At 39.5% G+C, this 24,973-nt stretch carries 24 protein-coding genes, 1 tRNA gene, 1 other RNA gene, 1 pseudogene, 1 riboswitch and 1 other annotated feature; of the genes and pseudogenes, 5 read left to right on the top strand and 22 right to left on the bottom strand.

The window, feature by feature from the left end:
• Positions 1-48 precede the first annotated feature (48 nt).
• From NSQ64_RS00205 to tadA, 6 genes are all read right to left on the bottom strand, one after another.
• Positions 49-273 (bottom strand): YaaL family protein, encoded by a 225-nt coding sequence (locus tag NSQ64_RS00205; RefSeq protein ID WP_008342008.1) that lies wholly within the window; start codon positions 271-273, stop codon positions 49-51.
• An 18-nt stretch (positions 274-291) separates the two neighbouring features.
• On the bottom strand, positions 292-888 hold the full coding sequence (gene recR, locus NSQ64_RS00200) for a recombination protein RecR (protein WP_003218094.1): 597 nt from the start codon (positions 886-888) through the stop codon (positions 292-294).
• Positions 889-903: 15 nt separating this feature from the next.
• A complete protein-coding gene (locus NSQ64_RS00195; protein WP_341018209.1) occupies positions 904-1,227 on the bottom strand; it encodes a YbaB/EbfC family nucleoid-associated protein in 324 nt (107 codons plus the stop codon).
• A gap of 25 nt (positions 1,228-1,252) precedes the next feature.
• A complete protein-coding gene (dnaX, locus tag NSQ64_RS00190) occupies positions 1,253-2,965 on the bottom strand; it encodes a DNA polymerase III subunit gamma/tau (RefSeq protein WP_008342013.1) in 1,713 nt (570 codons plus the stop codon).
• A 330-nt stretch (positions 2,966-3,295) separates the two neighbouring features.
• Positions 3,296-3,560, bottom strand: an RNA gene (gene ffs / locus NSQ64_RS00185) — signal recognition particle sRNA large type.
• Positions 3,561-3,636: 76 nt separating this feature from the next.
• Positions 3,637-4,113 (bottom strand): tRNA adenosine(34) deaminase TadA, encoded by a 477-nt coding sequence (gene tadA, locus NSQ64_RS00180; RefSeq protein ID WP_008342015.1) that lies wholly within the window; start codon positions 4,111-4,113, stop codon positions 3,637-3,639.
• A 79-nt stretch (positions 4,114-4,192) separates the two neighbouring features.
• Here tadA and NSQ64_RS00175 point away from each other — a divergent pair, with 79 nt between their 5' ends.
• The 4 genes from NSQ64_RS00175 to NSQ64_RS00160 all read left to right on the top strand — a co-directional run bounded on the left by NSQ64_RS00175 (position 4,193) and on the right by NSQ64_RS00160 (position 7,453).
• Positions 4,193-4,747 carry an isochorismatase family cysteine hydrolase gene (locus NSQ64_RS00175; protein WP_041091587.1) on the top strand — a complete coding sequence of 185 codons (555 nt, stop codon included), beginning with the start codon at positions 4,193-4,195 and terminating at the stop codon, positions 4,745-4,747.
• Between the two features lie 99 nt (positions 4,748-4,846).
• Positions 4,847-6,094 (top strand): glycoside hydrolase family 18 protein, encoded by a 1,248-nt coding sequence (locus NSQ64_RS00170; protein ID WP_234703937.1) that lies wholly within the window; start codon positions 4,847-4,849, stop codon positions 6,092-6,094.
• 79 nt (positions 6,095-6,173) lie between these two features.
• Positions 6,174-6,797: a deoxynucleoside kinase gene (locus NSQ64_RS00165; RefSeq protein ID WP_039170337.1), complete on the top strand. Its 624-nt coding sequence runs from the start codon at positions 6,174-6,176 to the stop codon at positions 6,795-6,797.
• The gene (locus NSQ64_RS00160) at positions 6,794-7,453 is read left to right on the top strand and encodes a deoxynucleoside kinase (protein ID WP_281215977.1); all 660 of its coding nucleotides are present in this window, start codon (positions 6,794-6,796) and stop codon (positions 7,451-7,453) included. The genes NSQ64_RS00165 and NSQ64_RS00160 overlap by 4 nt, the downstream gene beginning before the upstream one ends.
• A gap of 84 nt (positions 7,454-7,537) precedes the next feature.
• Here NSQ64_RS00160 and NSQ64_RS00155 read toward each other — a convergent pair.
• From NSQ64_RS00155 to pdxS, 15 genes and pseudogenes are all read right to left on the bottom strand, one after another.
• Positions 7,538-7,630, bottom strand: a tRNA-Ser gene (locus NSQ64_RS00155).
• Between the two features lie 146 nt (positions 7,631-7,776).
• Positions 7,777-8,088 carry an STAS domain-containing protein gene (locus NSQ64_RS00150; protein WP_268418684.1) on the bottom strand — a complete coding sequence of 104 codons (312 nt, stop codon included), beginning with the start codon at positions 8,086-8,088 and terminating at the stop codon, positions 7,777-7,779.
• Between the two features lie 22 nt (positions 8,089-8,110).
• Positions 8,111-10,201: a FapA family protein gene (locus NSQ64_RS00145; RefSeq protein WP_341014509.1), complete on the bottom strand. Its 2,091-nt coding sequence runs from the start codon at positions 10,199-10,201 to the stop codon at positions 8,111-8,113.
• Between the two features lie 14 nt (positions 10,202-10,215).
• Entirely contained in the window at positions 10,216-11,052 is an 837-nt protein-coding gene (locus NSQ64_RS00140; RefSeq protein ID WP_341018207.1) for a PP2C family protein-serine/threonine phosphatase, read from the bottom strand.
• A 6-nt stretch (positions 11,053-11,058) separates the two neighbouring features.
• On the bottom strand, positions 11,059-11,379 hold the full coding sequence (locus NSQ64_RS00135) for an STAS domain-containing protein (RefSeq protein ID WP_341014507.1): 321 nt from the start codon (positions 11,377-11,379) through the stop codon (positions 11,059-11,061).
• The gene (locus tag NSQ64_RS00130; RefSeq protein ID WP_341014504.1) at positions 11,360-12,958 is read right to left on the bottom strand and encodes a methyl-accepting chemotaxis protein; all 1,599 of its coding nucleotides are present in this window, start codon (positions 12,956-12,958) and stop codon (positions 11,360-11,362) included. The genes NSQ64_RS00135 and NSQ64_RS00130 overlap by 20 nt, the downstream gene beginning before the upstream one ends.
• Complete coding sequence (locus NSQ64_RS00125) at positions 12,958-14,055, bottom strand: alpha/beta hydrolase (protein ID WP_341014502.1); 1,098 nt, start codon at positions 14,053-14,055, stop codon at positions 12,958-12,960. Before NSQ64_RS00125 ends, NSQ64_RS00130 begins: the two co-directional genes overlap by 1 nt.
• Before the next feature lie 45 nt (positions 14,056-14,100).
• Complete coding sequence (locus NSQ64_RS00120; protein WP_341014500.1) at positions 14,101-15,039, bottom strand: ATP-binding protein; 939 nt, start codon at positions 15,037-15,039, stop codon at positions 14,101-14,103.
• 12 nt (positions 15,040-15,051) lie between these two features.
• Complete coding sequence (locus tag NSQ64_RS00115) at positions 15,052-15,753, bottom strand: SDR family oxidoreductase (protein WP_341014498.1); 702 nt, start codon at positions 15,751-15,753, stop codon at positions 15,052-15,054.
• Positions 15,743-16,576 carry a 6-carboxytetrahydropterin synthase gene (locus tag NSQ64_RS00110; protein WP_047947215.1) on the bottom strand — a complete coding sequence of 278 codons (834 nt, stop codon included), beginning with the start codon at positions 16,574-16,576 and terminating at the stop codon, positions 15,743-15,745. The genes NSQ64_RS00115 and NSQ64_RS00110 overlap by 11 nt, the downstream gene beginning before the upstream one ends.
• A gap of 14 nt (positions 16,577-16,590) precedes the next feature.
• Complete coding sequence (folE, locus tag NSQ64_RS00105; RefSeq protein WP_341014496.1) at positions 16,591-17,160, bottom strand: GTP cyclohydrolase I FolE; 570 nt, start codon at positions 17,158-17,160, stop codon at positions 16,591-16,593.
• A 113-nt stretch (positions 17,161-17,273) separates the two neighbouring features.
• A riboswitch (cyclic di-GMP riboswitch) is annotated at positions 17,274-17,358 on the bottom strand.
• Positions 17,359-17,757: 399 nt separating this feature from the next.
• A pseudogene (locus NSQ64_RS20940) lies at positions 17,758-18,093 on the bottom strand (methyl-accepting chemotaxis protein); the annotation flags it as partial.
• A 596-nt stretch (positions 18,094-18,689) separates the two neighbouring features.
• Positions 18,690-19,964 carry a serine--tRNA ligase gene (gene serS, locus NSQ64_RS00095; protein WP_008342028.1) on the bottom strand — a complete coding sequence of 425 codons (1,275 nt, stop codon included), beginning with the start codon at positions 19,962-19,964 and terminating at the stop codon, positions 18,690-18,692.
• A gap of 48 nt (positions 19,965-20,012) precedes the next feature.
• Positions 20,013-20,228: a binding site (T-box leader), on the bottom strand.
• A gap of 53 nt (positions 20,229-20,281) precedes the next feature.
• Positions 20,282-20,872 (bottom strand): pyridoxal 5'-phosphate synthase glutaminase subunit PdxT, encoded by a 591-nt coding sequence (gene pdxT, locus NSQ64_RS00090; RefSeq protein ID WP_135009453.1) that lies wholly within the window; start codon positions 20,870-20,872, stop codon positions 20,282-20,284.
• Between the two features lie 20 nt (positions 20,873-20,892).
• The gene (pdxS, locus tag NSQ64_RS00085) at positions 20,893-21,777 is read right to left on the bottom strand and encodes a pyridoxal 5'-phosphate synthase lyase subunit PdxS (protein WP_024719576.1); all 885 of its coding nucleotides are present in this window, start codon (positions 21,775-21,777) and stop codon (positions 20,893-20,895) included.
• A 246-nt stretch (positions 21,778-22,023) separates the two neighbouring features.
• Between pdxS and pdxR the strand changes: the two genes are divergently transcribed.
• Positions 22,024-23,502: a MocR-like pyridoxine biosynthesis transcription factor PdxR gene (gene pdxR / locus NSQ64_RS00080; protein WP_008342034.1), complete on the top strand. Its 1,479-nt coding sequence runs from the start codon at positions 22,024-22,026 to the stop codon at positions 23,500-23,502.
• Between the two features lie 43 nt (positions 23,503-23,545).
• Here the strand turns inward: pdxR and NSQ64_RS00075 are convergent, their stop codons facing one another.
• The gene (locus NSQ64_RS00075) at positions 23,546-24,871 is read right to left on the bottom strand and encodes a D-alanyl-D-alanine carboxypeptidase family protein (protein ID WP_024719575.1); all 1,326 of its coding nucleotides are present in this window, start codon (positions 24,869-24,871) and stop codon (positions 23,546-23,548) included.
• Between the last annotated feature and the right edge of the window lie 102 nt (positions 24,872-24,973).

Raw genomic sequence — 24,973 nt, 5'->3', positions numbered from 1 at the left:
TCATATGAATAGTACAAGCATATGAGAGGATTATGGAAAATAGACCTGCTATCTCCAGTTGTTTAAACGTAAATTTCTCTTTTTCGCTTCTCTCAGATAGAAAAAGTACTTCGCTTGAGCAAGCTTTAATTCGAATAGAATGTCCGGTGAAGGCTCAACGCTATTTGCGACAAGCTTTTTTTGTCTGTTCCATTCTTCCTTTTGCTTAAAAAGCTGTTGAATTAATATCTCATCGAATTCTTTTCGAATTGATTTTCTGCGAAGAAAACCCATGTACCGTACTTCTCCTTCCTACATCTCACGTCTGCCTTCTAGAGCCTTAGAAAGTGTGACTTCATCCGCATACTCTAAATCTCCACCTACTGGGAGTCCGTGAGCAATGCGAGAGAGTTTAATTCCTGATGGTTTCAACAATCTAGAGATATACATGGCTGTCGCTTCTCCCTCAATGTTTGGGTTGGTTGCAAGAATGACCTCTGTGACTTGATCGTCTTGCAATCTTTTTAATAGGTCAGGAATTTTAATATCCTCTGGCCCAATTCCGTCCATTGGTGAAATAGCACCATGAAGCACATGATATAAGCCGTTGTATTCTTTCATTTTTTCCATTGCGATCACATCTTTTGGATCCTGCACGACACAGATCACAGATTGATCTCTTCTTGTATCTTCACAAATATAGCAAGGATCCTGATCGGTGATATGTCCGCAAACAGAACAATAAGTTAAATTACGCTTTGCATTAACAAGTGCCTTCGCAAAATCCAGCACGACATCTTCTTGCATACTAAGAACAAAAAAAGCCAGACGGACCGCAGTTTTAGGTCCGATTCCTGGCAATTTCATAAAGCTATCAATCAGCTTTGATATTGGTTCAGGATATTGCATCTTCAGTTATTCCTCCTAGAATAAACCTGGCATGTTCATTCCTTTTGCGAATTGACCCATTGTTTCATTCGTTAGTTCATCAACTTTTTTCAATGCATCATTTGTTGCTGCAAGTACAAGGTCTTGAAGCATATCGATGTCTTCAGGATCAACAACTTCTTCATTAATCGCCACATCAACGACTTCTTTTTGTCCATTTACTTTTACAGTGACCATGCCGCCACCTGCCGTACCTTCAAGGACTTTTTCTGCAAGCTCTTCTTGAGCCTTAGCCATATCCTTCTGCATTTTTTGCATTTGTTTCATCATTTTTTGCATATTTCCCATTCCACCGCGCATATGAACACCACTCTCTTTCAAATTGTTAATCTTTAATTTCAATTAAATCGGTTCCTACTAACTTCTTTGCTTCTGCAATTAATGGATCTTCTTCAGCAGAAGCTGCCTGACCATCTGCTTGTTCTTCAGGCTGATGATCTCTTAAAAATTCTTCTCTTATTTTACCCCATTGAGCGTCAGGAACGCCAACTAATTCCACTCTTTTTCCTAGCATAGATTCTAGCAGTTGCTCAAGATTGGTTCGAACACCACTTTTATCTTCGGCCACCATCTTACAATGTATTTCAAATTTGAATTTTAAAACAAAGGCATGAGTTGCCGCCGCAACTGGTTCACTATCTGTTAATAGCGCAGCGTGAGATACCTTATTTTGCTGTTTTAATTGGGCAAGAAGCTCTCCCCATTTGCCTTTTATTTTTTCTAGCTCCGGCCGCTTCGCTTCTTTTAAAATCTCATGAATTCGACCGACAGGTGCACGATAACCATTTTTATTACTCGTTTGAGGTCGAGGTGCTTCCGTTTTTGCTTGAGGACTCTGAGACTGAGTCATTGGAACACCCTCAGCTTTTAGCCTAGATAGCTCCTGTTCCAGCCTGTCTATTTTATTCGTTAACGCTGTTAGGTCGGAATCAGCCGGAGATGATACAGCACCAGCCGTTGACTGACAGAGCTTAACCACAGCTACTTCAAAGAAAATTCTAGGATGGTTTGTCCATTTCATTTCCTGATGGCTTTTATTCAGCACTTCAATCGTTTCATAAAGAAACTGAGGTGCCACACGTTCTGAAAGAGCCACAAACTTATCGTCGACTTTGACTTTTTCAAGGACACCTTCAAGATCCGGTGCTGTTTTGTAAAGAAGCATATCTCTAAAGTAGAAGATCATATCCTCTATTAATTTCGCGGCATCTTTCCCCTGTTGAAGCAATTCATTTAACGTATCCAGCGCTATCGCAATATTTTGCTCAAAAATGGCTTCAGCAAGCTGACTAATGAAATGCTGAGATACAGCACCTGTAATGAGCAGTGCATCATCAATTGTGAGCTGTTCACCACTAAATGAGATCGCTTGGTCAAGGAGACTGAGTGCGTCACGCATGCCTCCATCTGCCGCACTAGCAATAATCTCGAGTGAACCCTCTTGTATATTTAGGCTTTCTGCATCTACAATTTTCTCCATTCGTCCAACAATATCTTTTGTCGTGATCCGTTTAAAATCAAATCTCTGACATCTTGATATGATGGTAAGAGGAATCTTATGAGGCTCTGTGGTAGCCAAAATAAAGATACAATGAGCAGGTGGTTCCTCTAGCGTTTTAAGAAGTGCATTAAATGCCCCGATAGAGAGCATATGTACCTCATCTATAATATAAACCTTATATGTAACCGCTGAAGGAGCAAATTTCACTTTATCACGTATATCCCGAATTTCATCTACCCCGTTATTTGAGGCAGCATCTATTTCAATCACGTCTGAAATCGAACCGGTCGTAATCCCTCTACAGGCATCACACTCATTACACGGCTCACTAACAGGTGACTTTTCACAGTTCACTGCTTTCGCAAAAATCTTGGCAGCACTTGTTTTACCTGTTCCTCTAGGACCTGAAAATAAGTAAGCATGAGAAAACTTTTTCTGCAAAAGGGCATTTTGCAACGTTTTTGTGATGTGTTCTTGTCCAACAACATCCTCAAAAACTTGAGGTCTGAACACTCGGTATAAAGCTTGATAACTCACAAATACGCCCTCCTCCATTTATCATCATGTTCATTATACATGATGCAACGATCAATTCAAAAGTACACCTTTATTTTCTAATAAACGAAAAAGAGCATTTCCTTTAAAGACTTTTTACTTTTCTTGATTAAAAAACGTGTTTTCTTGCTTTCTGAAAATGTCTGTCAGATCAACAAGAACATTCGTTCCCTCTATGGATTGCTTCAAAAAACCTCACCCTGAAAATGGCTTTTTTGCTATTTGTATAAACAAAACAACTGATATATTCTTTCAATAGCAACAAAAAACTCACCTAGATAAACTAGATGAGTTACATTTAATATTGATTTACCGTGCACCTTCTGTCGATTCGCTACCCCAAGCGTTACTTAAACAGTTAGCTCGGCCCAGGCAACCCTGCGGCACATGAGAGGTTTCACTTAATGCTGCTTCCTTCCGGACCTGACATGGTTCATGAATTCCCATTGCGCAGGACCCAGACGTCAACACCACTTATTTAAGGCAGACCTTGAAGTAAACGAACCTTGAGAAGGGATTCGGCCTCGCTAGAGCGGATTGCGAGTACAGGGCACCGCTACCTCCCCGCTTAGCACGGCAAAATGAATATTAAATTGTTGGTGACGCAGACATAAGTATACCTTCTAAGTGATAAAATTGCAAACGACATCCATTCATTTACTTTTCGCCTGCTTCTTACGCTGACGGAGGTCTCGAAAGAACTGACTTAACAGCTCACCACACTCATTTTCAAGCACACCACCAATGACTTCAGACTGATGATTGAACCGCTCATCGTCCAATAAATTCATTAAAGTACCAGCACAACCACCTTTAGGATCATAGGCACCAAAAACGACCTTTTTCACTCTTGAAAGTACAATAGCGCCTGCACACATTGGGCACGGTTCGAGTGTAACATAAAGTACAGCATCTTCTAAACGCCAGCTACCAGTCATTTTACACGCTTCATCAATAGCAAGTAATTCCGCATGAGCAATTGATCGCTGTTCACTTTCCCTTAAATTGTGAGCACGGCTTACAATTTGATCATCAACAACGATGACGGCACCGATTGGAACTTCTCCTATTTGTTTTGCTTTCAAAGCTTCAGAAATAGCTTCTTGCATAAACTGTTCATCTTTCGTCATAGCACGGCTCTCTTTTCATGTTTTTTTAAAGGATATTGAGGTTAACATATTATCACAATCTTTTAAAGGGGGTCTTGATTTGCCAAAACAACAAAAGGCACTGCTTATTATTGACATGATCAATAATTTTGATTTCGAAATGGGACATGTGCTCGCTGAAAAAACAGAGCAAATGACCAATAAAATTTTAGCCCTTAAACAACACGCTTTCAAGAAAAATTGGCCAATTATCTATATCAACGACCACTATGGACTCTGGAAGGCTGATATCAAAGCTGTTATGGAAACATGTAAAAACGAAAGAAGTGCCCCTATTTTAGAGCAAATGGCACCATCTAAAGATGATTACTTCTTAATTAAACCTAAGCACTCTGCCTTTTACGGAACAGCACTAGAGACACTCCTAAATGAATTAGGTGTGCAAGAACTTATTTTAACTGGAATTGCCGGAAACATCTGTGTCCTGTTCACTGCAAATGACGCTTACATGCGAGAGTACAACCTCACTGTACCTAAAGATTGTATTGCTTCAAATGATGATAGGGACAACGAGTACGCTTTAACGATGATGGAGAACGTTCTTCTCGCCAAAATCACAACCACTAAAGAGATCACGGATGAAAATCAAACATGATTTATCCATCACCCTCATAAATTGTTAGCAATAACAAAGGGGGCGTTGACCATTCAAATTTATGTTGTCAAAAGAGGAGATACGTTAAATGAGATTGCCATGCGTTTTAAAACAACGGTAAATGAAATCATTCGGACCAACGACATCGAAACACCAAATCAACTAGTCGTTGGACAAACAATTGTCATCCCTATTAGAGGTCAATTTTATGAGGTCAAACAAAATGATACACTTTATCAAATTGGAAGAAGATTTCAAATTTCGGTAGAAGAATTGGCACGTGTGAATCGGATTCGTCCTGAAGCCATATTGCCTGTTCGTTTTTTGCTTTATATTCCACAAAGACCGAAAAGAAATATTAATTCTAATGCTTATATAGAACCACGCGGAAACCAAGTCAGCGAAAATTTAAAGCAAGCAGCCAGAGAGGCATCTCCATACTTAACACATCTCGGCGCTTTTAGTTTTCAAGCGCAAAGAGACGGAACACTTCGCGAGCCACCATTAGATCAATTGCCTCAGATTGCCGCTCAAAGCAGAACGGTTTTATCCATGGTAGTCACAAATCTAGAGAATGATAAATTTAGTGATGAACTCGGGCGAATCCTTTTAACAAATCAATCTGTCAAAACGACATTATTAAATGAAATCGTCCGCGTTGCTCAAAAGTATCAATTAAAAGAAATCCATTTTGACTTTGAATATTTACGCCCTGTTGATAAAGAAGCCTACCTTCAATTTTTAAGAGAAGCAACAACTCGTTTTCATCAACAGGGTTGGACTATTTCTGTGGCACTCGCTCCTAAAACAAGCAGTGAACAGAAAGGAAAATGGTATGAGGCGCATGACTATGAAGCAATTGGAAAGATTGTTGATCATGTTGTGCTAATGACTTATGAGTGGGGCTACAGCGGCGGGCCTGCACAAGCCGTCTCTCCGATCGGCCCTGTCCGCCAAGTCATTGAATATGCACTGACTGTCATACCTGCCAATAAAATTGTGATGGGGCAGAATTTATATGGATATGATTGGACACTCCCTTATGTTCAAGGAGGCCCTATCGCCAAAGCCGTCAGCCCTCAACAAGCGATCGCCATTGCTAGAGAGAATAATGTATCCATTTTATATGACGAAACAGCACAAGCACCTTATTTCCGTTATACAGATGCTAACAACAAAGAACACGAGGTTTGGTTTGAAGATGCAAGATCTATTCAAGCCAAATTTAATCTCATTAAAGAGTTAAACCTAAATGGAATTGCTTACTGGAAATTAGGTCTATCCTTCCCACAAAACTGGTTGTTGTTATCAGATCAATTTAATATTGAAAAAAGAACGACATCGTAATTCATACGCTCTATCTCTCAGAAGGGGTATGGTACAATATACATTGGTTTGACAACTTTATAGATAGAGGAGAACGCCTATGTATCCTGCCCCTTTTATTGCAGTGGAAGGCCCAATTGGAGCCGGAAAAACAACCTTGGCTACAATGCTTTCAAAGGAATTTCAATTTCCTTTAGTAAAAGAAATTGTAGAAGAAAATCCATTCTTAGATAAATTTTATGCAGATATGGAACAATGGAGCTTTCAGCTTGAGATGTTCTTTCTATGCAATCGGTTTAAACAGTTAGAATCTATTGAAGAGAACTATGTCAAAAAACAGCAGCCGATTGTCACTGATTATCATGTCTATAAAAATATGATCTTTGCAGAAAGAACCTTATCTAAAAAGCACATGGATAAATACAGAAAGATCTATCACTTGCTGACAGATGATCTTCCTAAACCAAATGCCATGATCTATATAAAAGCCAGCCTTCCCACCTTACTTGATAGAATAAAGATGAGAGGCCGATCTTTTGAAGAAGACATTGATCCAGCTTATTTAAAAACCCTGATTGAAGATTATGAGTTGGCCATCGAGCATTTAAAACAAACTGACCCAGGTCTTCCTATCATTACAATTGAAGGCGATCATACAGACTTCGTTTCCTCACAGCAAGATTACCAGCAAATTGTACAGAACATAAAGGAGCAAGTACTATGAAAAATATTGAAATACCAAAGGATGCTGTCATTACAATTGCAGGGACAGTTGGTGTCGGAAAATCGACCATGACGAAAACAATAGCGGACAAGCTAGGGTTTCAAACTTCTCTCGAAAAAGTAGATGATAATCCATACTTAGAGCCTTTTTATTCAGATTTCCAAAGATGGAGCTTTCATTTACAGGTCTATTTTCTAGCTGAACGTTTTAAGGAGCAGAAACGAATCTTCGAGTCTGGTGGAGGTTATGTACAAGATCGGTCCATTTATGAGGACACTGGTATTTTTGCTAAAATGCACGCAGACAAAGGTACCATGTCAGAGGTAGACTATGAAACGTATACGAGTCTATTTGAGGCGATGGTGATGACACCTTACTTCCCTCACCCAGATGTCCTTATCTACTTACATGGGGATTTAGATCATATATTACATCGTATTGAAGAGCGCGGGAGAGAGATGGAAACTCAAACCGATCGAGCATATTGGGAAGAAATGTACACTCGATATACAGAATGGATCGAACAATTTAATCTGTGCCCTGTGATTAAAATTAATATTGAAGATTATGACTTACTTCATGATGAAAGCTCACTTGATCCAATTCTTCATGAAATTGCTTCTGTTATTCAAAAAAATCGCTCTAACACAAAATAAAAAAAACCGCTGCATTTCTCGAATGCAGCGGTTTGACAATTTCCAATTTTTATGCGTTTCAATTCAACTAAGGTAAAATCAATATGGCGGAGGAAGAGGGATTCGAACCCCCGCGGGCTTTGACACCCCTGTCGGTTTTCAAGACCGATCCCTTCAGCCGGACTTGGGTATTCCTCCGTATCGACAAGAATTAATATATCATATCATCTTATTTTAAGTCAACATCTTTTCGAAAAAAAATTCAAAAGCCATTCTGGCTCGATTAATACGCTAAAAAAGCAACCATATAAAGGCTGCTTTTTCATTTTCTACGTATCCATTTATTATAAAACGACACCATCACCAAAAATATCTGGAATTTGAAGAAGTTCGAAGATATCTTTCACTTCTTTCTGAACATGAGAAATGGTAACCTTTGTCCCTTTCTCTCCAAGTGATTGGACTGTATTCATTAAAAGTCCAATACCAGATGAGTCAACGAAAGGTACTTGCTCGAAGTTTAAGTTAACTGTTTGGTAATTTTCTAAAAGCGGGAGAAGTTGTTCATCAAAGATTTCGGTACTATCAATGTCAAGATCCCCCTGAATTTTAACTTCAAGATCCCCATTTTTTTCTTCTGTTGAATATAAAATCATGACGCATTCCTCCAAGAACGAATTAATAATGTAGTATGAGCATTCCATCTCGATCAAGTCGAGCACAAACGTTGTCAGTTGTTTGATTAAAAATGTGCTTTATGGTTCCGAGTTGAATGATGGTTCCTTCCATGGCCTTTTTGATGATGATTGTTTGATCGTCTGGAACAGAAATAAGAGTTGGTCTTCCACTTTCTGCACCGACTTCATTCACTTCTACTCCCAATCTTCCATAGGCTTCCCCTCCACGAATATTGCCGCTGATCATCAATTTGCCTCCTGAATGGATTTTGGAGTTCACCGTTCCTTGTCCATGTATCATGATGTTGCCGCTACAATATAATTGGCTGTTTAAAACATTAGGAATCGCAATATACGTGTTAGAATCTACTGTGGCCTGACTTTGTTCGTACAGTTCTTTCATTTTTACTGTTAAATCTTTTATTCTATCTATAGATATCACTTCTTTGGTGATTGACAGAAATAACTGTGTTACTGCTAAAGATACCTCTTTCCATTCATCATCGAACAGATCATGTTCATTTTGGCGAACCATCTCGACATAATTTTTTGCTCTCACCTGGAAATTATTAAACTTCTTTTCGAGCAGTATCCGAATCAATGGCTGCAATCCACCTCTTGCGAAATCACTCGATTTGAATCCAGGTGATAAGGTTAGTTGCTTGATGACAGAAATAATCTGTTCTGTATCCCGATAAAGAATTCCTAGCAGATCGCCTAGCTCGACCACTAAAAGATTGTTCTTGCCCGCTGAAACTTCGGAACTAATGATGTTACTATAAGTGACGATCGCTCCAGCGGAAGTGATTGTAGCGTTTGTGATGGTCTTATGAACTGTCACGTCCCCTTCTGCTTTCACAACCATCCGTTCATCCACTTCACCAAAAATTTCAACGTCTCCTTTAAACCGGATATTCCCTGATGCCAAATCAACATTTCCTTTATGAATCAGTTTTGGAAGAATAGCTACTCGAACCAATTTACCCCGTTTTTCTAACAGAGGCCGTCCAGATGAAGTCGCGACAATTTTGTCATCTACCACGTTTATACCATCACCCGCACGCACGGTAATTGGATGTGTCTGTTTTGCCGGAAGCGGTTCATTGGTAACGGTATAACCCATTTTTCCAGGTTCAGGAGGATGGATGATAGCCACCACTTGTCCACGTTCCACACTTGAAAGCGTCTTGGTTTCACGAAAATCTACTCGGCCGCCTGTTGTCTCCTTAGGTCCTTCAGCTATATCGTCTACATTCACTATTAACTCAACCCAACCATCTTTTCCTGGCTGTGCTTTTATCCCTTCAGCAATGAGAAATGTTCCTTCAGTATTTGTCTGAGTTGCTTTAATGATTTCATCTTGATAAAAACCATGGATTACTCGCAGTTCTTCAAGCTTCATCATAATGTCGGCATATTGTAAAGTGTTGACAATCTCTTTCTTTTCTTCTACCTTAAGCTCAATATGTTGTTCGGGGGCAGTATCTTGAATTGATCTTCTAAGCGTATATCCTGGATCTACCTTCAATTCTACTTTTAATTTACTTGCATCCATCTTGATGGACCAGCGGGTTTCTCTCACTTCATCTTCCACTTTCACCGCATAGTTGTGCGCTTCTGAAACAATGAGTGTTTTGTCTTTTACAAGTTGATTATCTTTCATTAATTGAATACCTTCACCAATTGTAACCATTGGAAAATTGTTAGGGGAAGATTTGCATTTAAGTTTACCGTCTTCTACCCATACTTTTCCTGATAATTCTTCCATTTGCAGTTTTCTCATTCTATATATTTCAAGCTCAGATAATAGAGATGATTCCTCCTCACTTACCTTCTCAAATTCCGGTAAAGGGGACTGCTCGTCTTCAATCATTTTTTCAAACTCATCCAACACATTCAGCTCAGGTTGCGGATTTTTTGCGGTCATTCGTGTCAATTTGACAACAGCTTGTTTTCCTAAAATACCCATGAATCCCTTCGTCTCTTGCTGAAGTATTTCAATATTCACTTCTTGTTTTGTCGCATCCATCAGTTCGAGTCCAATAGAGATGGCTTCTTTTATATTTTTCCCTTTTGATATGATGTTTTGCACAAAATCACCCCCATTTATTTCATACATTTAGATGAATCCAGACTGGGATTGTCTGATTGTTCTCTCTCAACTTTTAAAATGACCATCGTGATATCATCTTTCTGCTGCGTACCATCCGTAAATTGATGTATTGAATTCATCACGCATTTCTCTATCTCAACCACAGGCTTTTCCTGATTCTCAGTTAACGTTTCAATCAATCGTTCGATCTGAAACTGCTCACTGCTACCATTTTGGGCTTCTACAATTCCATCTGTATAAAAGAAGATCGTATCGTGGTTGCCAAGTTTTATAGATTCTTCTTGATACACTTGATTCGGTAGACCTCCAACCATTATTCCTTTTGTTCTCGGAAGTTCAGAGACCTTTTTTGTTTTAGCACTTATCCATAACGGAATATTATGACCGGCATTCGCATACGTCAGTGTCCCCGTGTTCGGATTCCAATCTGCACAAAATAACGTAACAAATGACTTAAGAGCACGTAAATCCTTATAAATTGCCTGATTCATCGCCGTAAGATTATCACCTGGTCCTTTAGTTCTTTCGGCAGCACTTCTAAAAGCACCACGAGTTAAAATCATGAGCATTGCTGCGGGGATGCCTTTTCCCATCACATCTCCAATCACAATTCTTATTTTCCCATTCAAGAGCGGATAAAAATCATAATAATCACCGCCTATTAGCCGTGCAGGTACCGTTGAACCAACTACTTTTCCTCCTGCGAAAGAAGGAACCTCCCCATTGAGGAGAGTCGATTGAATGTTTCTCGCCATATTAATTTCACGCTGAAGCGTTCGCTCTTCGGCCTCTTGCTCTTTTTTCTCATGGAAGTTTTTTAGTTTATTCATATACAACTAAACAACCTCCCCATTGAGGGCTTCTAGAATCTGATACAGCCCGACCATTTCAAACACTTGATGTGTGAGTTCATCAACACCTTGCAGGCGCAAAGTAAAATCTTTTTCTTGTGAAAGATAAATTGCATTCATGATTGAACCTATTCCAGTCGAATCAATGAAATCTAGTCCACTGAAATCAATCACTAGCCGTTTAACCATTGTCATATCCTCTAAGAAAGGGTCAATCGAACCTGTCGTAGAGATATCCAAAATGCCGTGTAAATACAAAGTAGTCGTCGTTTCATGCACTTCTTTTTTAATCTGTAATCCGGTCACCAGTCTCTCCTCCTTGTAATTTAAATTTGCCCATATAATCAAGTAGTGATCTAGAAATATCTGATAACTCACTCGCCTGTTCATGGAGTGATTGAATAAGGTCAGAAAGTGTAATGGTCATGTCTGTTGTGGCTGCCGTTTTATCTTTTGCAATTTTCTTAAGCGCGTCTACTTTACCTAGTATCTCTTCTACATTTTCTTGTTGAGGCGCATTTTTCATAAAGGTTCCTATTTCATCAAGAAAATTCATGATTTCATTTAGCTGTTCTCTAGATTTAATCGTTGATTCCGTTGATAATGTATACATTTTTTCTACAGAATTAGATGCTTCCGATTCAAGCATCACAGATAGTCGTTGCGTCTTGTTAGCTTGTTCTTGGGTGTCAGTGATCAGTTTATTAAGTTTATCTACCATTCGATTCGTGCTTTTAGATAAAACCTCTAGTTCACTGCCGTCTTTGATCTCACTCTTCACCGTCAAATCGCCTTCTTTAAGTGAGGCAATCTGCTTTTCAATCTTTTGAATATTTTCATATATTCGGTTAAAGAATCTAGCCGTTAAAAGGAAGAGCACAACAAGTGAGGCAAGACCAGAAATAATAAGAATGATTGAATAACGGTAAAGCGGTCCACTCATTTTGTTATAGTCGAGTGCAATATAAATAACACGATTTTCATTCAAAGGGATAAACATTTTATACAACTTTTTATCTTTCACAGTCTCAATTAAAGTTTGCGTTTTCAAATTGGATTGTGTCAGCATTTGCGTATCTTTTTCAGTGGCAAATTTAAAATTCCCGGCTTCGATTTTTTTTAATGGAGGATATATTTGCTTTTCAAGAGAAGGGTTGGCGATTACTTTTGGATTCAAGACTCCAATTTCTTCAACAAATTCACTGTCTTTCACCAATTTCTTGATTTCTGTTTCAGGCCCCACATTCTCCATGTAGTGATTGACTTCGTTCGCTTCAATAAATGGGTTAATAATAAAATCAGTTCCCTCTTCATAGTAATACGCATATTTGAAAAACTTTGATTGATCCGTGTGAGAAGCTGATTTGGCAATTGGCAATACAAGTGTATATGGATTGGTATACGTAGCTCCCGGTACTTTAGGTAATTTACCGCTCATTAAGAGCTTGCCAACTTCGAAGTATCCATATTCTTTAAAACTAAAGCCAATCTCTGCTTTCTGCGTCGATTGAATGGCAACAAAATCGTCTGGTGTTTCTTTTAAAATGGAAATTCCAGCTAACCCTAGCTTTTTTTTGATTCGATTTAATTCATCTTGTTTGATTTCTGTTGCCTTTTTTCCCTTTAAAAGAGTACCGATATGACTCGCATAAGAAACCAACTTTGAATCAATCTGGTTTTCAATTGTAGATGTTGCCAAGTCCGTTTGTTCTAACCCTCTTATCATCGTATTTGCCACTGCTGTTGCCTGAATATGTGACTGTTTGACGATTTGCTCTTTCATATAGTAAAGTTGCGCTACTCCAGATATGATGGCGATGATAAACAAAATGGAAAGCACTTTTATTAGGAATTGTTTCCTTAAGGTGATCTTTTTACCTTTCATCATTGCTCCTCTTTCATGTTGAATTCTCCTGAAAACCAGCTACAGGCAATGTCTCTTATTTCTTTTAACTTGTGATTACATACATGTCCTTCTTCTTTATATTCAATCAACAATTTTTCAGACGAAATATTTTCATATAGTCTGCTAAACTCATTTTTGGTTATCATCATATCCTGACTTCCGTAAAAAACAAGTACAGGCGCTCGATACTTGATGTCATCGAATTTTGGAATCGACCTTTCTGTTTCCTCTTCGTCTTTGTCATCTACTATGCATGAACATTCCATACGTTTCATGAAATAACTCGGCATATTCATCCGCTCTAGTTCGACCGCTGGGCTAACAGCTACAACTTTATCTACATTTTTATTTGAGCTCCCATATAGCACCCATGATGCTGCCAGGCTTATTCCAAATAAATAGATAGGCAGATGAGGATAGGTTTTCTTAGCATCATCAATCACTTGATGAACAAAACGTTCCCACCTGGCTCTTGTTCCGATTACACCATTCACCATAAACGTCTCTCCCTGTCCAGGACCATCAAAACTCATAGTGATAAACCCCTTTTGCAAGAAATCCATTTCATACAAATAAAGCTCTTCCTTGGTTGAGTCGATAGGGTTTACAATGATGATGACGCCTTTTGGGTTTTTCGGAACCCTAATTCGGCCCGAACAGGTGATATGATTTTTCAATAACAGTTTCGGATACACTGTCGTTGTATCCGAAAGAGAATCTGCTTTCCTCATAAAATCTAAACTTTTTTGATACCAACCCATTTTAGCGTCTGAGTAAGAGGGATCGATCCAATAGTTTAGAATGTAATAAAGTGCTGCTTGGCGGTAAGTCTTTTCCGCTTCCCTATAGTTTTGTAGCACTTCCAATTCTCTTCCTCTTTTTTCTTTATCTTCTGCAAGCTTTGACCATGTCCTATACCATCCTTCTAAAGAATGGATATTGGGTCTGGCCCCTTGCAGGTCGTTCTCCTCTAGACCATGCACGAGCCATCTTTCCCAAAAAACATCAAATAATCTTGCTGTTTTCAATGTTCGATGAATGGTTTTTGAAATGACAACAGAATCCATCTTTTTCATTCATCTTCACTCCTTTTAAAATATGATAGGGATAGGCAGTGTGCTCTATCCCTTTACTTTTACATCCCCTGGAAATTCTTCTCTATTAAAAGTTAGAATGATCGTTGAGCCTTCAGATGTCGTATACAAAGAAACTTGTTTTGACATTTTCATCATTAATGTAAAGCCTTGTCCCATTGACTTCTTAGTAGAATAACCAGCAAGTAACGTCATCTTAGGAAGTTCTTTTAGTGAAAATCCGGGTCCGCGATCTTCAATAATGAACCGAATTTCATTTTGATCTTTATCCTCTATAAGTGTCATCTTTCCTTCTTCACCGTGCTTAATTGTATTGGTAATGGCTTCAGAGAGAACAAGAAGCCATCCCATCGTCGTAGAATTTTTATACCCCATGGCTTCAAGACTATCCCGAGCCCTATGGCGACAGTTCGGAATGTCAGACAGCTGTTTGATTTCTCCTTCACAAAATATCCTGCCTTTTTTAAAACCTACGAGTTCCTCTTCTGAAGCCAGAAGAAATTTCCCTTGAGTTGAAGCCAAGATAACATCTCTGTACACTTTCCACTCTTCCCATTTCGAGGACTGTGGTGCTACTCCACTTTTTTCAGGTGCTAACAAATCTTCTTTAAATATTTCATAGGCCTTTAACATCGCATTCTGAAAGTTGGTCTTGACGTTCATTCTCAAAATGTTCTCTCGTATGTTATGCTCTTTCTCCTTTGCCCACGTAAGCATCTGTTCACTCATAAAAAGAAAGTATTCTTGTCCATCGCTTTTTTCATCACAGACAGAACATACAAGAGATCTATAAAATACATCCTCACCATCTGCTACCTTTGTCCCTGTGTAGTAACAGAGTTTTCTGGCGAGAAACCCCCTCTTCGTACGATACTCAACCTCTTTATATGAAAGATCGAGGGGGAGAGACTGGAATCCTCTGTCAACCGTGTGATCTTTGAAAACTTTATCTATCAGCCGCCTCATAAAGCTCCCTCCCTATAGAATGCCTAGTGGTGGCATAATCGTGATTTCATCAACGTATGCACCTGGAGGCTGAGTAATTAAGCCGAGTAGATAGGCTGCCACCGTTTCAGTCGGAATCATAGCATCGAGATCTGGTTTTGGTTCAATGTTTTCCCAAAAATCACTACTGACAGCACCGGGAATGATGGCCGTTACCTGCACGCCATGCTTCCTCCATTCAGCTTGCATCACTTTCGTTAAACCGAGCAAACCAAATTTAGAAGAGGAATAGCCTCCGCAGTTTTGAAGAGCCGTTGTACCTGCTACAGATACAAGATTGATGATATGACCATTTTTTCTCTCTACCATATGTTTTCCTATACATTTGGACGTGAGAAAAGATCCTCGTAAATTGGTTGATATCATTTGATCAAATGCTTCAATGGACGTATCAAGAACGCTCTCAAACACACCCAATCCCGCACTATTAATCAGGACATCAATACAACCAAATTCATCAATAGCCCTTGCTGCAAATTCTTGAACAGACTGTTCATCCCTTACATCAAGCGGGAGTTCGAGTACATTTCCCCTGCGTTTTTCTTGATAATTACGGCATCCAAGTACAAGATTTGCTCCTTCATTTTCAAAGAGAAGAGCCGTTTTCTGTCCTATTCCTTTACTAGCACCTGTGATTAAAATTGTTTTACCTTTTAATCGTTCATCATGCGCCATACTTCATATCCTCTTGTGGGCCGCAATATTCAAAGTAATTCTTTTCTGTTTCATAAAGACCAATCTTAAATAAGTTAGGCAGGTGCGGAGATAACAGATCCCAGATGACGACAGCTACATTCTCAGACGTCGGGTTCAGGTCTTTAAATTCTTCCGTATCTAAATTCAAATGTTTATGATCAAATTTCTCCATGATCTCTTTCTCTACTACACTGTCGATGTCGCTTAAATTGGCGATCATCCCTGTCATTGGATCAGGCTCCCCATTTACAGTGACTTCTAAATAATAGTTATGACCGTGTCCATATGGATTGTTGCACTTCCCAAAGAGTTCCTGATTTTCCTCTTCGCTAAGTTGTTCACTATGCAAACGGTGTGCTGTACAGAAATGATATTTACGTGTTAATCGGACCATTTGTCCATCCTCCTTTTCGGCATATAAAAAGTTGTTTTCATGAAGGCGAATCTTATGAATCTGACAGTGATCGATTTTCCCGTCTAACGATTCCCAAAGATAGGTGGCAATATTTTCAGTTGTAGGGATGTGATGTTTAAAATAATCGTTCTCCATGTTCAGAAATTTCCCATCTAGATTTTCTGCTACAAATGATTTAACTACCTTATCAATATCCGTGATATTCACGACAATCCCGGATTGTCGATTAAGTTTCCCTTTGACCATTACTTCAAGTGTATAATCATGACCGTGGCCATTTGGGTTACTGCAAGGGCCAAATACTTGCTGATTATATTCATCACTCCATTCTTGCACCCTATAGGAATGAAGTGATGAGAAATACATCTTTCTAGATAAATAAAGCATGTGATACCCTCCTTTTAATCTCTTATCAAAGCCTGTTCAAACTCATGAACCAAAGATTGTTGTTCTTTGAATAAACCTTTTTTAATAGTTGTGACTGTGGAACTGCCAGGTTTTTTCACACCCCTAGCGCACATACATAGATGTTGTCCTTCCACACTTACGATGACGCCTTCTGGCTGCAAGACGTTCATAATGGCATTCGCCATTTGTTGTGTCATACGCTCCTGAACTTGCGGACGCTTTGAAATCAATTCGACCAGCCGTGCAAATTTGCTTAATCCTACGACTCTCCCTTTTGGAATATAGCCAATATGCGCCTTCCCAAAGAACGGTATAAGATGGTGCTCACAAAATGTGTAATAATTGATGTCTTTGACAACTACCATCCCTTCATATTCTTCTTCAAACGTTGTCGTTAAAGCCGTTTCAGGATCGACTCCGATTCCTTCAAACACTTCTTTATACATTTTTGCTACTCGCTTCGGTGTATCACGTAAACCTTCTCGAGTTGGATCTTCCCCGAGCAATTCCAGTATGTTTCGAATCTGATCCTCCAATAGTCCTGATTTCAATTCATTACTCATAGTACTTTCCTCCTATTTTTTACGCACAAAAAAGACCCGATCAAAAGGTTGTCGAGTCTCTCTGAAGAGGAGTAGCAATTTATCATGCTATTCCTCTCACTTCTCAATCCTTTTTCGGTAACCCGGCGATCGTAGCTTTTCAGCCTTAGACCCGTAGCTTTGCGTCCTTATCTTTCAACAAGTTTGCCATTATCGAAGGTTTTCTTCTCTAATATTTTTTTATTTATTATTTTTATAGAGACGTTAGAGCATATCTTTCCATGCAATCGCTCTTTCTCCCCTGACTCGGAAATCATCAACTACTCACACAACATCAACAATAAATAGGTATAACATCCTGTTAAACTCCATTTATAAAATAGGCCTATATTCCTATTATCCAATGACTTATAGAAATAATCAACAAAAAATTGATTTTTTTAGTTTTTTCTTCAAAAATACAGAAAAATTGGTTTGATATTCATTTTTCTTTATATTTTGCCTTTCCCTTCATTTTAAGACAAAAAAAGATCGTCAAATCAATGACGATCTTTTCAATAGGAACTTATGTTCATACTCATTATATTCGGTTGCCGAGATTCTCTCGTGATTGTTCATCTATTTCGTATCCTGTCTAATTTCGTCAATAAAAAGATTCATCTCTTCTTTAAAATCATTTAATGACTCAATAATCTTTGTAAAGTCTGTCACTTGTTTAGCTTGTTCGTTTGTTGAACTGCTGATTTGTGAGATATTTTCAGATAAAGTGCCAATGCTGTCTTGGATTTCTTTTAAAAATGCATTAATGGTTTCAGCTGCTTCCTTTGATCCATCTGATAACTTACGTACCTCGTCTGCAACAACAGCAAAGCCTTTTCCATTTTCACCTGCTCTTGCCGCTTCAATTGCAGCATTGAGTCCTAACAGGTTTGTTTGTCTCGCAATACCGCCAATGGTTTTGACGACTTCTTCAATGTTTGCCGATTTCTCTTCTGCTCTTCCGGCCTGCTCACTAATTTCTAAGCTTGTCGCAGCCAGTTCTTGAGAATGAGCAGCAATTTGCTCGATTCCACCTTGTAATTCTTTCGCTACTTTATTGATATGTTCCATATAGCCGCTTAATTTCTTCTCACGATGATGTGAAAAAGCCACTAAAAAAGAGCCAATCACTTTTCTATCTTCATCAAAAATCGGATAACCTTTTACAGCAATTTCATAACCATATAAAGACTCTGGCAAATGCCCATCATATTCTTGTCCTCTTAATGTCGTCGCCACGTTTTGGTCCTCTGGGTTTAAAGCGTCCCCTACTTTAATGCCAAAATCTACTGTGGTCGATGGATAATAGCAAAGTACCTTTTCTGTATCAGTGATGCCGAAAAGGACACTTTCATCTAGAACTTTTCTGAGTAATTGAGCCATTTCAACATAATAGTCAAGCCTATTCAAGGTTATTCCTTCTTTCCTAGATGCTTTTAGTTCTTTTATCGGCTTATTTTAGAAAAGCTGTAGAAGTTTAGGTAAAAAGAATAAGATGCCATGACGGCATCTTATTTTATCACTTCTTTATTTCCCATATAAGGACGTAACACCTCAGGGATGATCACTGTTCCATCCTCTTGTTGATAGTTTTCTAAAATGGCTGCAACAGTTCTTCCTACTGCTAAACCAGATCCATTTAATGTGTGCACATGTTCTGGCTTGGCTTTAGGCTCAGGGCGGAAACGAATGTTTGCTCGTCTCGCTTGGAACGCTTCAAAGTTACTGCAAGAAGAAATTTCACGATACGTATTTTGGCTTGGAATCCATACTTCGATATCGTATTTCTTCGCAGCCGTAAAGCCTAAATCTCCTGTACACATGCTCATGACACGGTATGGCAGGTTCAATAATTGAAGAACTTTTTCTGCTTGGTTTGTTAGTTTTTCTAATTCTTCATAAGAATCTTCTGGTCTGACAAATTTCACAAGCTCTACTTTGTTAAATTGGTGCTGACGGATGAGTCCGCGCGTATCTCTGCCAGCAGAACCAGCTTCTGATCTAAAGCAAGCACTAAATGCTGCATAATTGATTGGCAGCTGCTCTCCTTCAAGAATTTCATCACGGTGCATGTTCGTAATTGGCACTTCAGCCGTTGGAATGAGGAAATAATCTTCTTCTCGAATTTTAAAAGCATCCTCTTCAAACTTTGGAAGCTGTCCAGTTCCTGTCATGCTTGCTCTGTTGACCATATAAGGTGGTAGTACTTCAGTAAAACCAAATTCATCTACGTGTAAATCCAGCATAAAGTTATAAAGTGCACGCTCTAACCGTGCGCCTAGCCCTTTATAAAAAACGAAACGGCTTCCTGTCACTTTTCCTGCACGTTCAAAATCCAAAATTTTCAGCTCATCGGCTACATCCCAATGCGGCTTTGGTTCAAATGAGAAGGCTGGCTGTTCGCCCCATTTTCTCACTTCAATGTTGTCATCTTCTGTTTCACCGACTGGTACAGAGTCATGAGGGATGTTTGGAATTGAGAATAGGATGGTTTGCAGGCTTTCCTCTACTGTTCTTAATTCATCATCTAACTTCTTAATCTCATCGCCTACCTCACGCATTTCTTGAATAATGTGATCGGCGTCTTTCTTTTCTCTTTTTAGAACAGCCACTTGCTGTGATACTTCATTTCTTCGGCTCTTTAATACTTCTGTTTTGCCGATTAATTCTCTTCTTTTTTGATCCAGTTCACCAAACTTATCAAAATCCGCTAAATCTTCGCCTCGATGGGCTAATTTTTCTTTGATTTGATCAAAATCCGTGCGCAGTTGTTTAATATCCAGCATGTGTAACACTCCTTTTTTATCGAAAAATAAAAAGAGCCCTCATCCCATGAAAGGGACGAGAGCTCTCGCGTTGCCACCCTGATTGAAAACACGCCAAAAGCATGCTTTCCTCTTTCCTCTGTAACGGCATCACCGTAAATGCTTACTTCGTGTTTCAGCATTTCGCTCAAGGATGGATTCAGAATGCATCTTTCACCGATTCTCACCAACCATCGGCTCTCTGAGAAAGAGGGGCTTCTTACTATTTCCCGTCAACGCTTTTTCGATCTTTGATTGTGATTTTAATGTACTATAAGTTTTATCTCTTTTCAACCGTTTTATACAGCAAGCTTCGTTTTATAGGACTCCACCATCTCAACAAACAGCTGTGTTAACCGATGGTCGTCTGTCAGCTCTGGATGAAAAGAACAACCTAAGATATTGTTTTCTTTCGCCATCACAATCCTGCCGTCATACTCAGCCATGACCTCTACGCTCTCATCTGCGCTGATGATATGAGGCGCACGGATGAACACTCCTGTAAACGGCGCATCCAGTCCTTTCACTTCTACATCTGCTTCAAAGCTGTCTACCTGTCTGCCAAACGAATTACGTGCAACAGATACATTTAACAGTCCAAGATGAGCATCTTCTCGATCTTCTATATGCTTTGCCAGCATAATCAAACCGGCACAAGTCCCAAATATCGGTTTACCTTGAGCAGCGAACGCTTTAATCGGTTCAATGAATTGGTACGTATCCATGAGTCTTCTCATCGTCGTACTTTCACCACCAGGGATAATGAGACCGTCAACAATTTCTAACTCATCTACCCGCTTGATGATCTTTCCCTCTGCGCCACAAGCTTCAATCGATTGAATATGCTCTCTCACCGCTCCTTGAAGCCCTAGTACACCAATTGTTAGCATGTTCGTTTGCGCTCCCTTAATTACCAGCCACGCTCTTGCATACGCTCTTCTGGCAATAGATTTGAAATTTCAATTCCTTTCATCGCTGTTCCAAGCTCTTTAGAAAGCTCTGCAATTAGACGGTAATCTGTGAAATGAGTCGTTGCTTCTACAATTGCTTTTGCAAACTTAGCTGGATTGTCTGATTTGAAGATACCAGAGCCGACAAATACACCATCTGCTCCAAGCTGCATCATTAGTGCTGCATCTGCTGGTGTTGCAACACCTCCAGCAGCAAAGTTTACAACCGGTAATTTGCCTTCTTTTTTAATTTGAAGCAATAATTCATAAGGTGCGCCTAGATTCTTGGCTTCTGTCATCAATTCATCTTCACTCATTGCGACAACTTTACGAATTTGAGCATTGACCTTTCTCATATGACGAACAGCTTCTACAATATTTCCTGTACCAGGCTCACCTTTTGTACGCAACATAGATGCACCTTCTGCAATACGACGAGTCGCCTCACCTAAATCACGGCAGCCACATACGAAAGGAACCGTGTATTCATTTTTATTTAAATGGAATTCCTCATCTGCGGGCGTCAGCACTTCACTCTCATCAATATAATCAACACCAAGTGCTTCAAGAACACGAGCTTCCACGATGTGGCCGATACGTGCTTTTGCCATGACTGGAATCGTTACTGCATTTTGTACTTCTTCCACGATTCTTGGGTCTGCCATACGGGCAACACCGCCTGCTGCACGGATATCAGCTGGTACCCGTTCTAGTGCCATCACTGCCACTGCGCCTGCTTCTTCTGCGATTTTTGCCTGCTCAGCATTGACGACATCCATAATGACGCCACCTTTTTGCATTTCTGCCATTCCACGTTTTACTCGTTCAGTTCCCTTATTGCTCACAATTGTTTCCTCCCATTTGTCTATTCGATTGATTCAACACCTTTATCATACAAGCGATAGAGTATAACAATAAAGAGAATAGTATAACAATTCAATTAGCTCATAAAAAAGAAGGAACCCTTATATATCAAGGTTTCATAGTTAAAAAGGCATCATTCCCTCTTTTAAGTGTTATTAACATGTTATAATGCATCTATAACAATTCGAAACCATCTATAACAATTCCACACCCATTGGAGGATTTTCATGCATATTGATATCCATCGACATTCAGATACATCTCTTTCGAATCAGATTTACTTTTCCATCGTTGATCACATTCAATCAGGTCTGCTTCAGCAAGGCGATAAGCTGCCGACTGTACGTGATCTAGCGAAACAGCTAAATGTAAGTCTTGTCACAGCGGCAAAAGCATATACACGGCTTAAGGACGACGGATTTTTAACGACTGTACAAGGGAAAGGTACGTTTGTGAATGAGCAGCATGAGCAAACTGACATCCCGGTTCAATCATCTACTTCTTTCGATTGGCAGTTATCGATCCCTGATTATTTACCAAGGTCTCAATTCGCTCAGTATCACTATGTCGAAGAAGCCATTAATCTTTCTTCCTCTATGATTGATCCTGGTCTTTTACCTAACCGGTATTTAGAAAAAGAAATGCAGCATGTCCTAGCCCGGCATCCTCAAATCATGTCAAAATACGGTGAAATACAAGGTGACCTTCAGCTTCGTCAGGTCATTCAATCATTTCTAGAAAAATTAGATGTTCCTTCTACTCCTGAAAATATCCTTGTCACTAGCGGTTCTCAGCAAGGGCTTGATTTAGTAGCACGTACATTTATCGGGCCAGATGATGTAGTTGTCATGGAGGCGCCCACTTATCCAGGCGCAATTGATGTCTTTATGGGGAGGGGGGCACGAATTATTACGGTTCCTGTCGATCATGAAGGAATGAACATGAAACAGCTTCAAAGCATTTGTGATAAATATAAACCAAAGCTCATCTATACCATTCCTACTTTTCACAGTCCTACAGGTGCTAGTATGTCGATGAAACGAAGAAAACAGCTGCTTTTACTGGCACAAAGCATTGATTGTCTCATTGTAGAGGATGATCCTTATCGTGAGCTTTATTTTGAAAAGAAGCCGCCGGCACCCATTAAAAGCCTAGATCACGATGGACACGTCATTTATTTACGAGGATTAAGCAAGACACTGGCTCCAGGATGCAGAATTGGAATTATTACAGCGTCAGGCTCTATATTTAACCGTTTATTAGCTGCAAAAGCCAATAATGATTTAGGGAGCCCGCTTCTCACCCAAAAGGCGATCTTACCGTTTCTCACTTCCAAGAAAATGATCGATCATACGAAAAAATTAAGAACTGCCTTGAAGGTGAGACGCGATTTGATGATGGATGTGTTGACAAAGCATGCGCCAAAGGACGTCACGTGGCAAATCCCACAGGGCGGGCTCAATTTGTGGCTTAGCTTTCCTTCCTGGGTCGATACACGTGCCCTATTACATGAGGCACGGAAGCAGCAAATCACCTTCCTGCCTGGCTCTGTCTGCTATCCTGGGGAGCCGAAGCAGAATTATATACGCCTTAGCTTTTCTTATGTGAATGAAAAGGCACTGACGGAAGGTATGGAAAAGTTATGTGGTATTTTTCAGCAGGCCTTGTCTACACCTCAAAACCACAAACAATCTCTTTTCTTTTAACGATAAAAAAAACTGCTCTCACATATAGAGAGCAGTTTTTTTATTAGAACCAACCTTTTACTGTGTCGACGATTCCTCCCCAAATGCCAGCGAAGAATCCACCTACACCACGCATTGCAAGGATGAACCAGTTTGCTTTTTCATCACCTGTTTTCGTCACAAGCTCAACACCTGATTGGTCTTTACTCAAATAGCCGTAGTCCTTCTCATCACCAGAATAAGAAGTCGTCAGCATGCCAACCTTTGTTCCTTTTTTAATAGGAGCTTCTAGGTTCTTTTTATCAATATTTACTTTCGCTTTATAGCTCTTCTCGTCACCATTTTTAACCGGTACAGAGAAAGCTTCTTTCGTCACGATGGGTACTTCTTTATCTTTCCCTTTATCGACTTCGATGTTTTCATGTCCCTTGATTTGTTGGCCTTTTTTGTACATTTCTTTCATCGTGAAGTTTTTAAAGGCATAATCGAACAATTTTTTCGCCACATCAAAACGAGCTGTATGAAGATTTCCTTTAGCATTCAGGACAACTGCGATCACACGCATGTCACCACGTTTTGCTGTACCTGTGAAGCTAGAACCAGCTGAATCAGTAGAGCCCGTTTTCAGACCGTCTACGCCTTCATATTCTTTCACAAGTCCTTTAAGCATAAAGTTCCAGTTTGGCATGTCCATTTCGTCATCTGTGCCTTCTCTGAACTTTGTTTTCGCGATGCTTGCTGTTTCAAGAATTTCTGGATGATCTTTGATGAGATGCTGTGCAAGCAAAGCCATATCCTTTGCGGAAACTTCGCTTTCTTCATCAGGTCCCGTACCTTTTGGCTGTTTGCCATGTAAGTCTTTATTTTCTAATCCAGTTGCATTCACGAATTTGTAATTGGTTAAACCAAGTTCTTTTGCTTTTGCATTCATTTTTTCAACAAACTTTGATTCTGATCCAGCGATTACCTCTGCTAGACCAATTGCTGCTGCATTTGCTGAATAAATAGCCGTTGCTTGATAAAGTTCTTTGACAGTATACGAACCATCTTTTCTCAATGGAACATTGGATAAACTGCGGTCCTGAGAAATTTCGTACACGTAATCATCTGGCGTATATGTTTGATCCCATTTCACTTTGCCTTCAGCAATCGCTTCTAGTAATAGATACTCTGTCATCATCTTTGCCATACTTGCAATAGGCAGTCTTTGTTCTGCGTTTTTACTATAAAGAATTTTACCTGTAGAAGCTTCAATAAGGATGGCTGCTTTCGCATTCACATTGAATGGATCTTCAGCCGCTTTTGCTTTAGACATTGGGGTAAATGCAGTAACAATCAATGCCAATGCAAGGATAGAGACCATAAGCTGTTTCAACATCTTGCTGTTCAATCGTCATACCTCCGTATTCATCTTTTTTCGACGTTTTTCATATATATTTAATCCACAAGGGCTTATTTCGACACAACAGTATAAATTTTATCACAATAAAGA

The sequence above is a fragment of the Bacillus sp. FSL W8-0183 genome, assembly GCF_038006825.1.
Lineage (GTDB): Bacteria > Bacillota > Bacilli > Bacillales > Bacillaceae > Bacillus > Bacillus altitudinis.
Note: the sequence above shows the minus strand (reverse complement) of the source record. Positions and strands in the feature narration are given on the sequence as shown.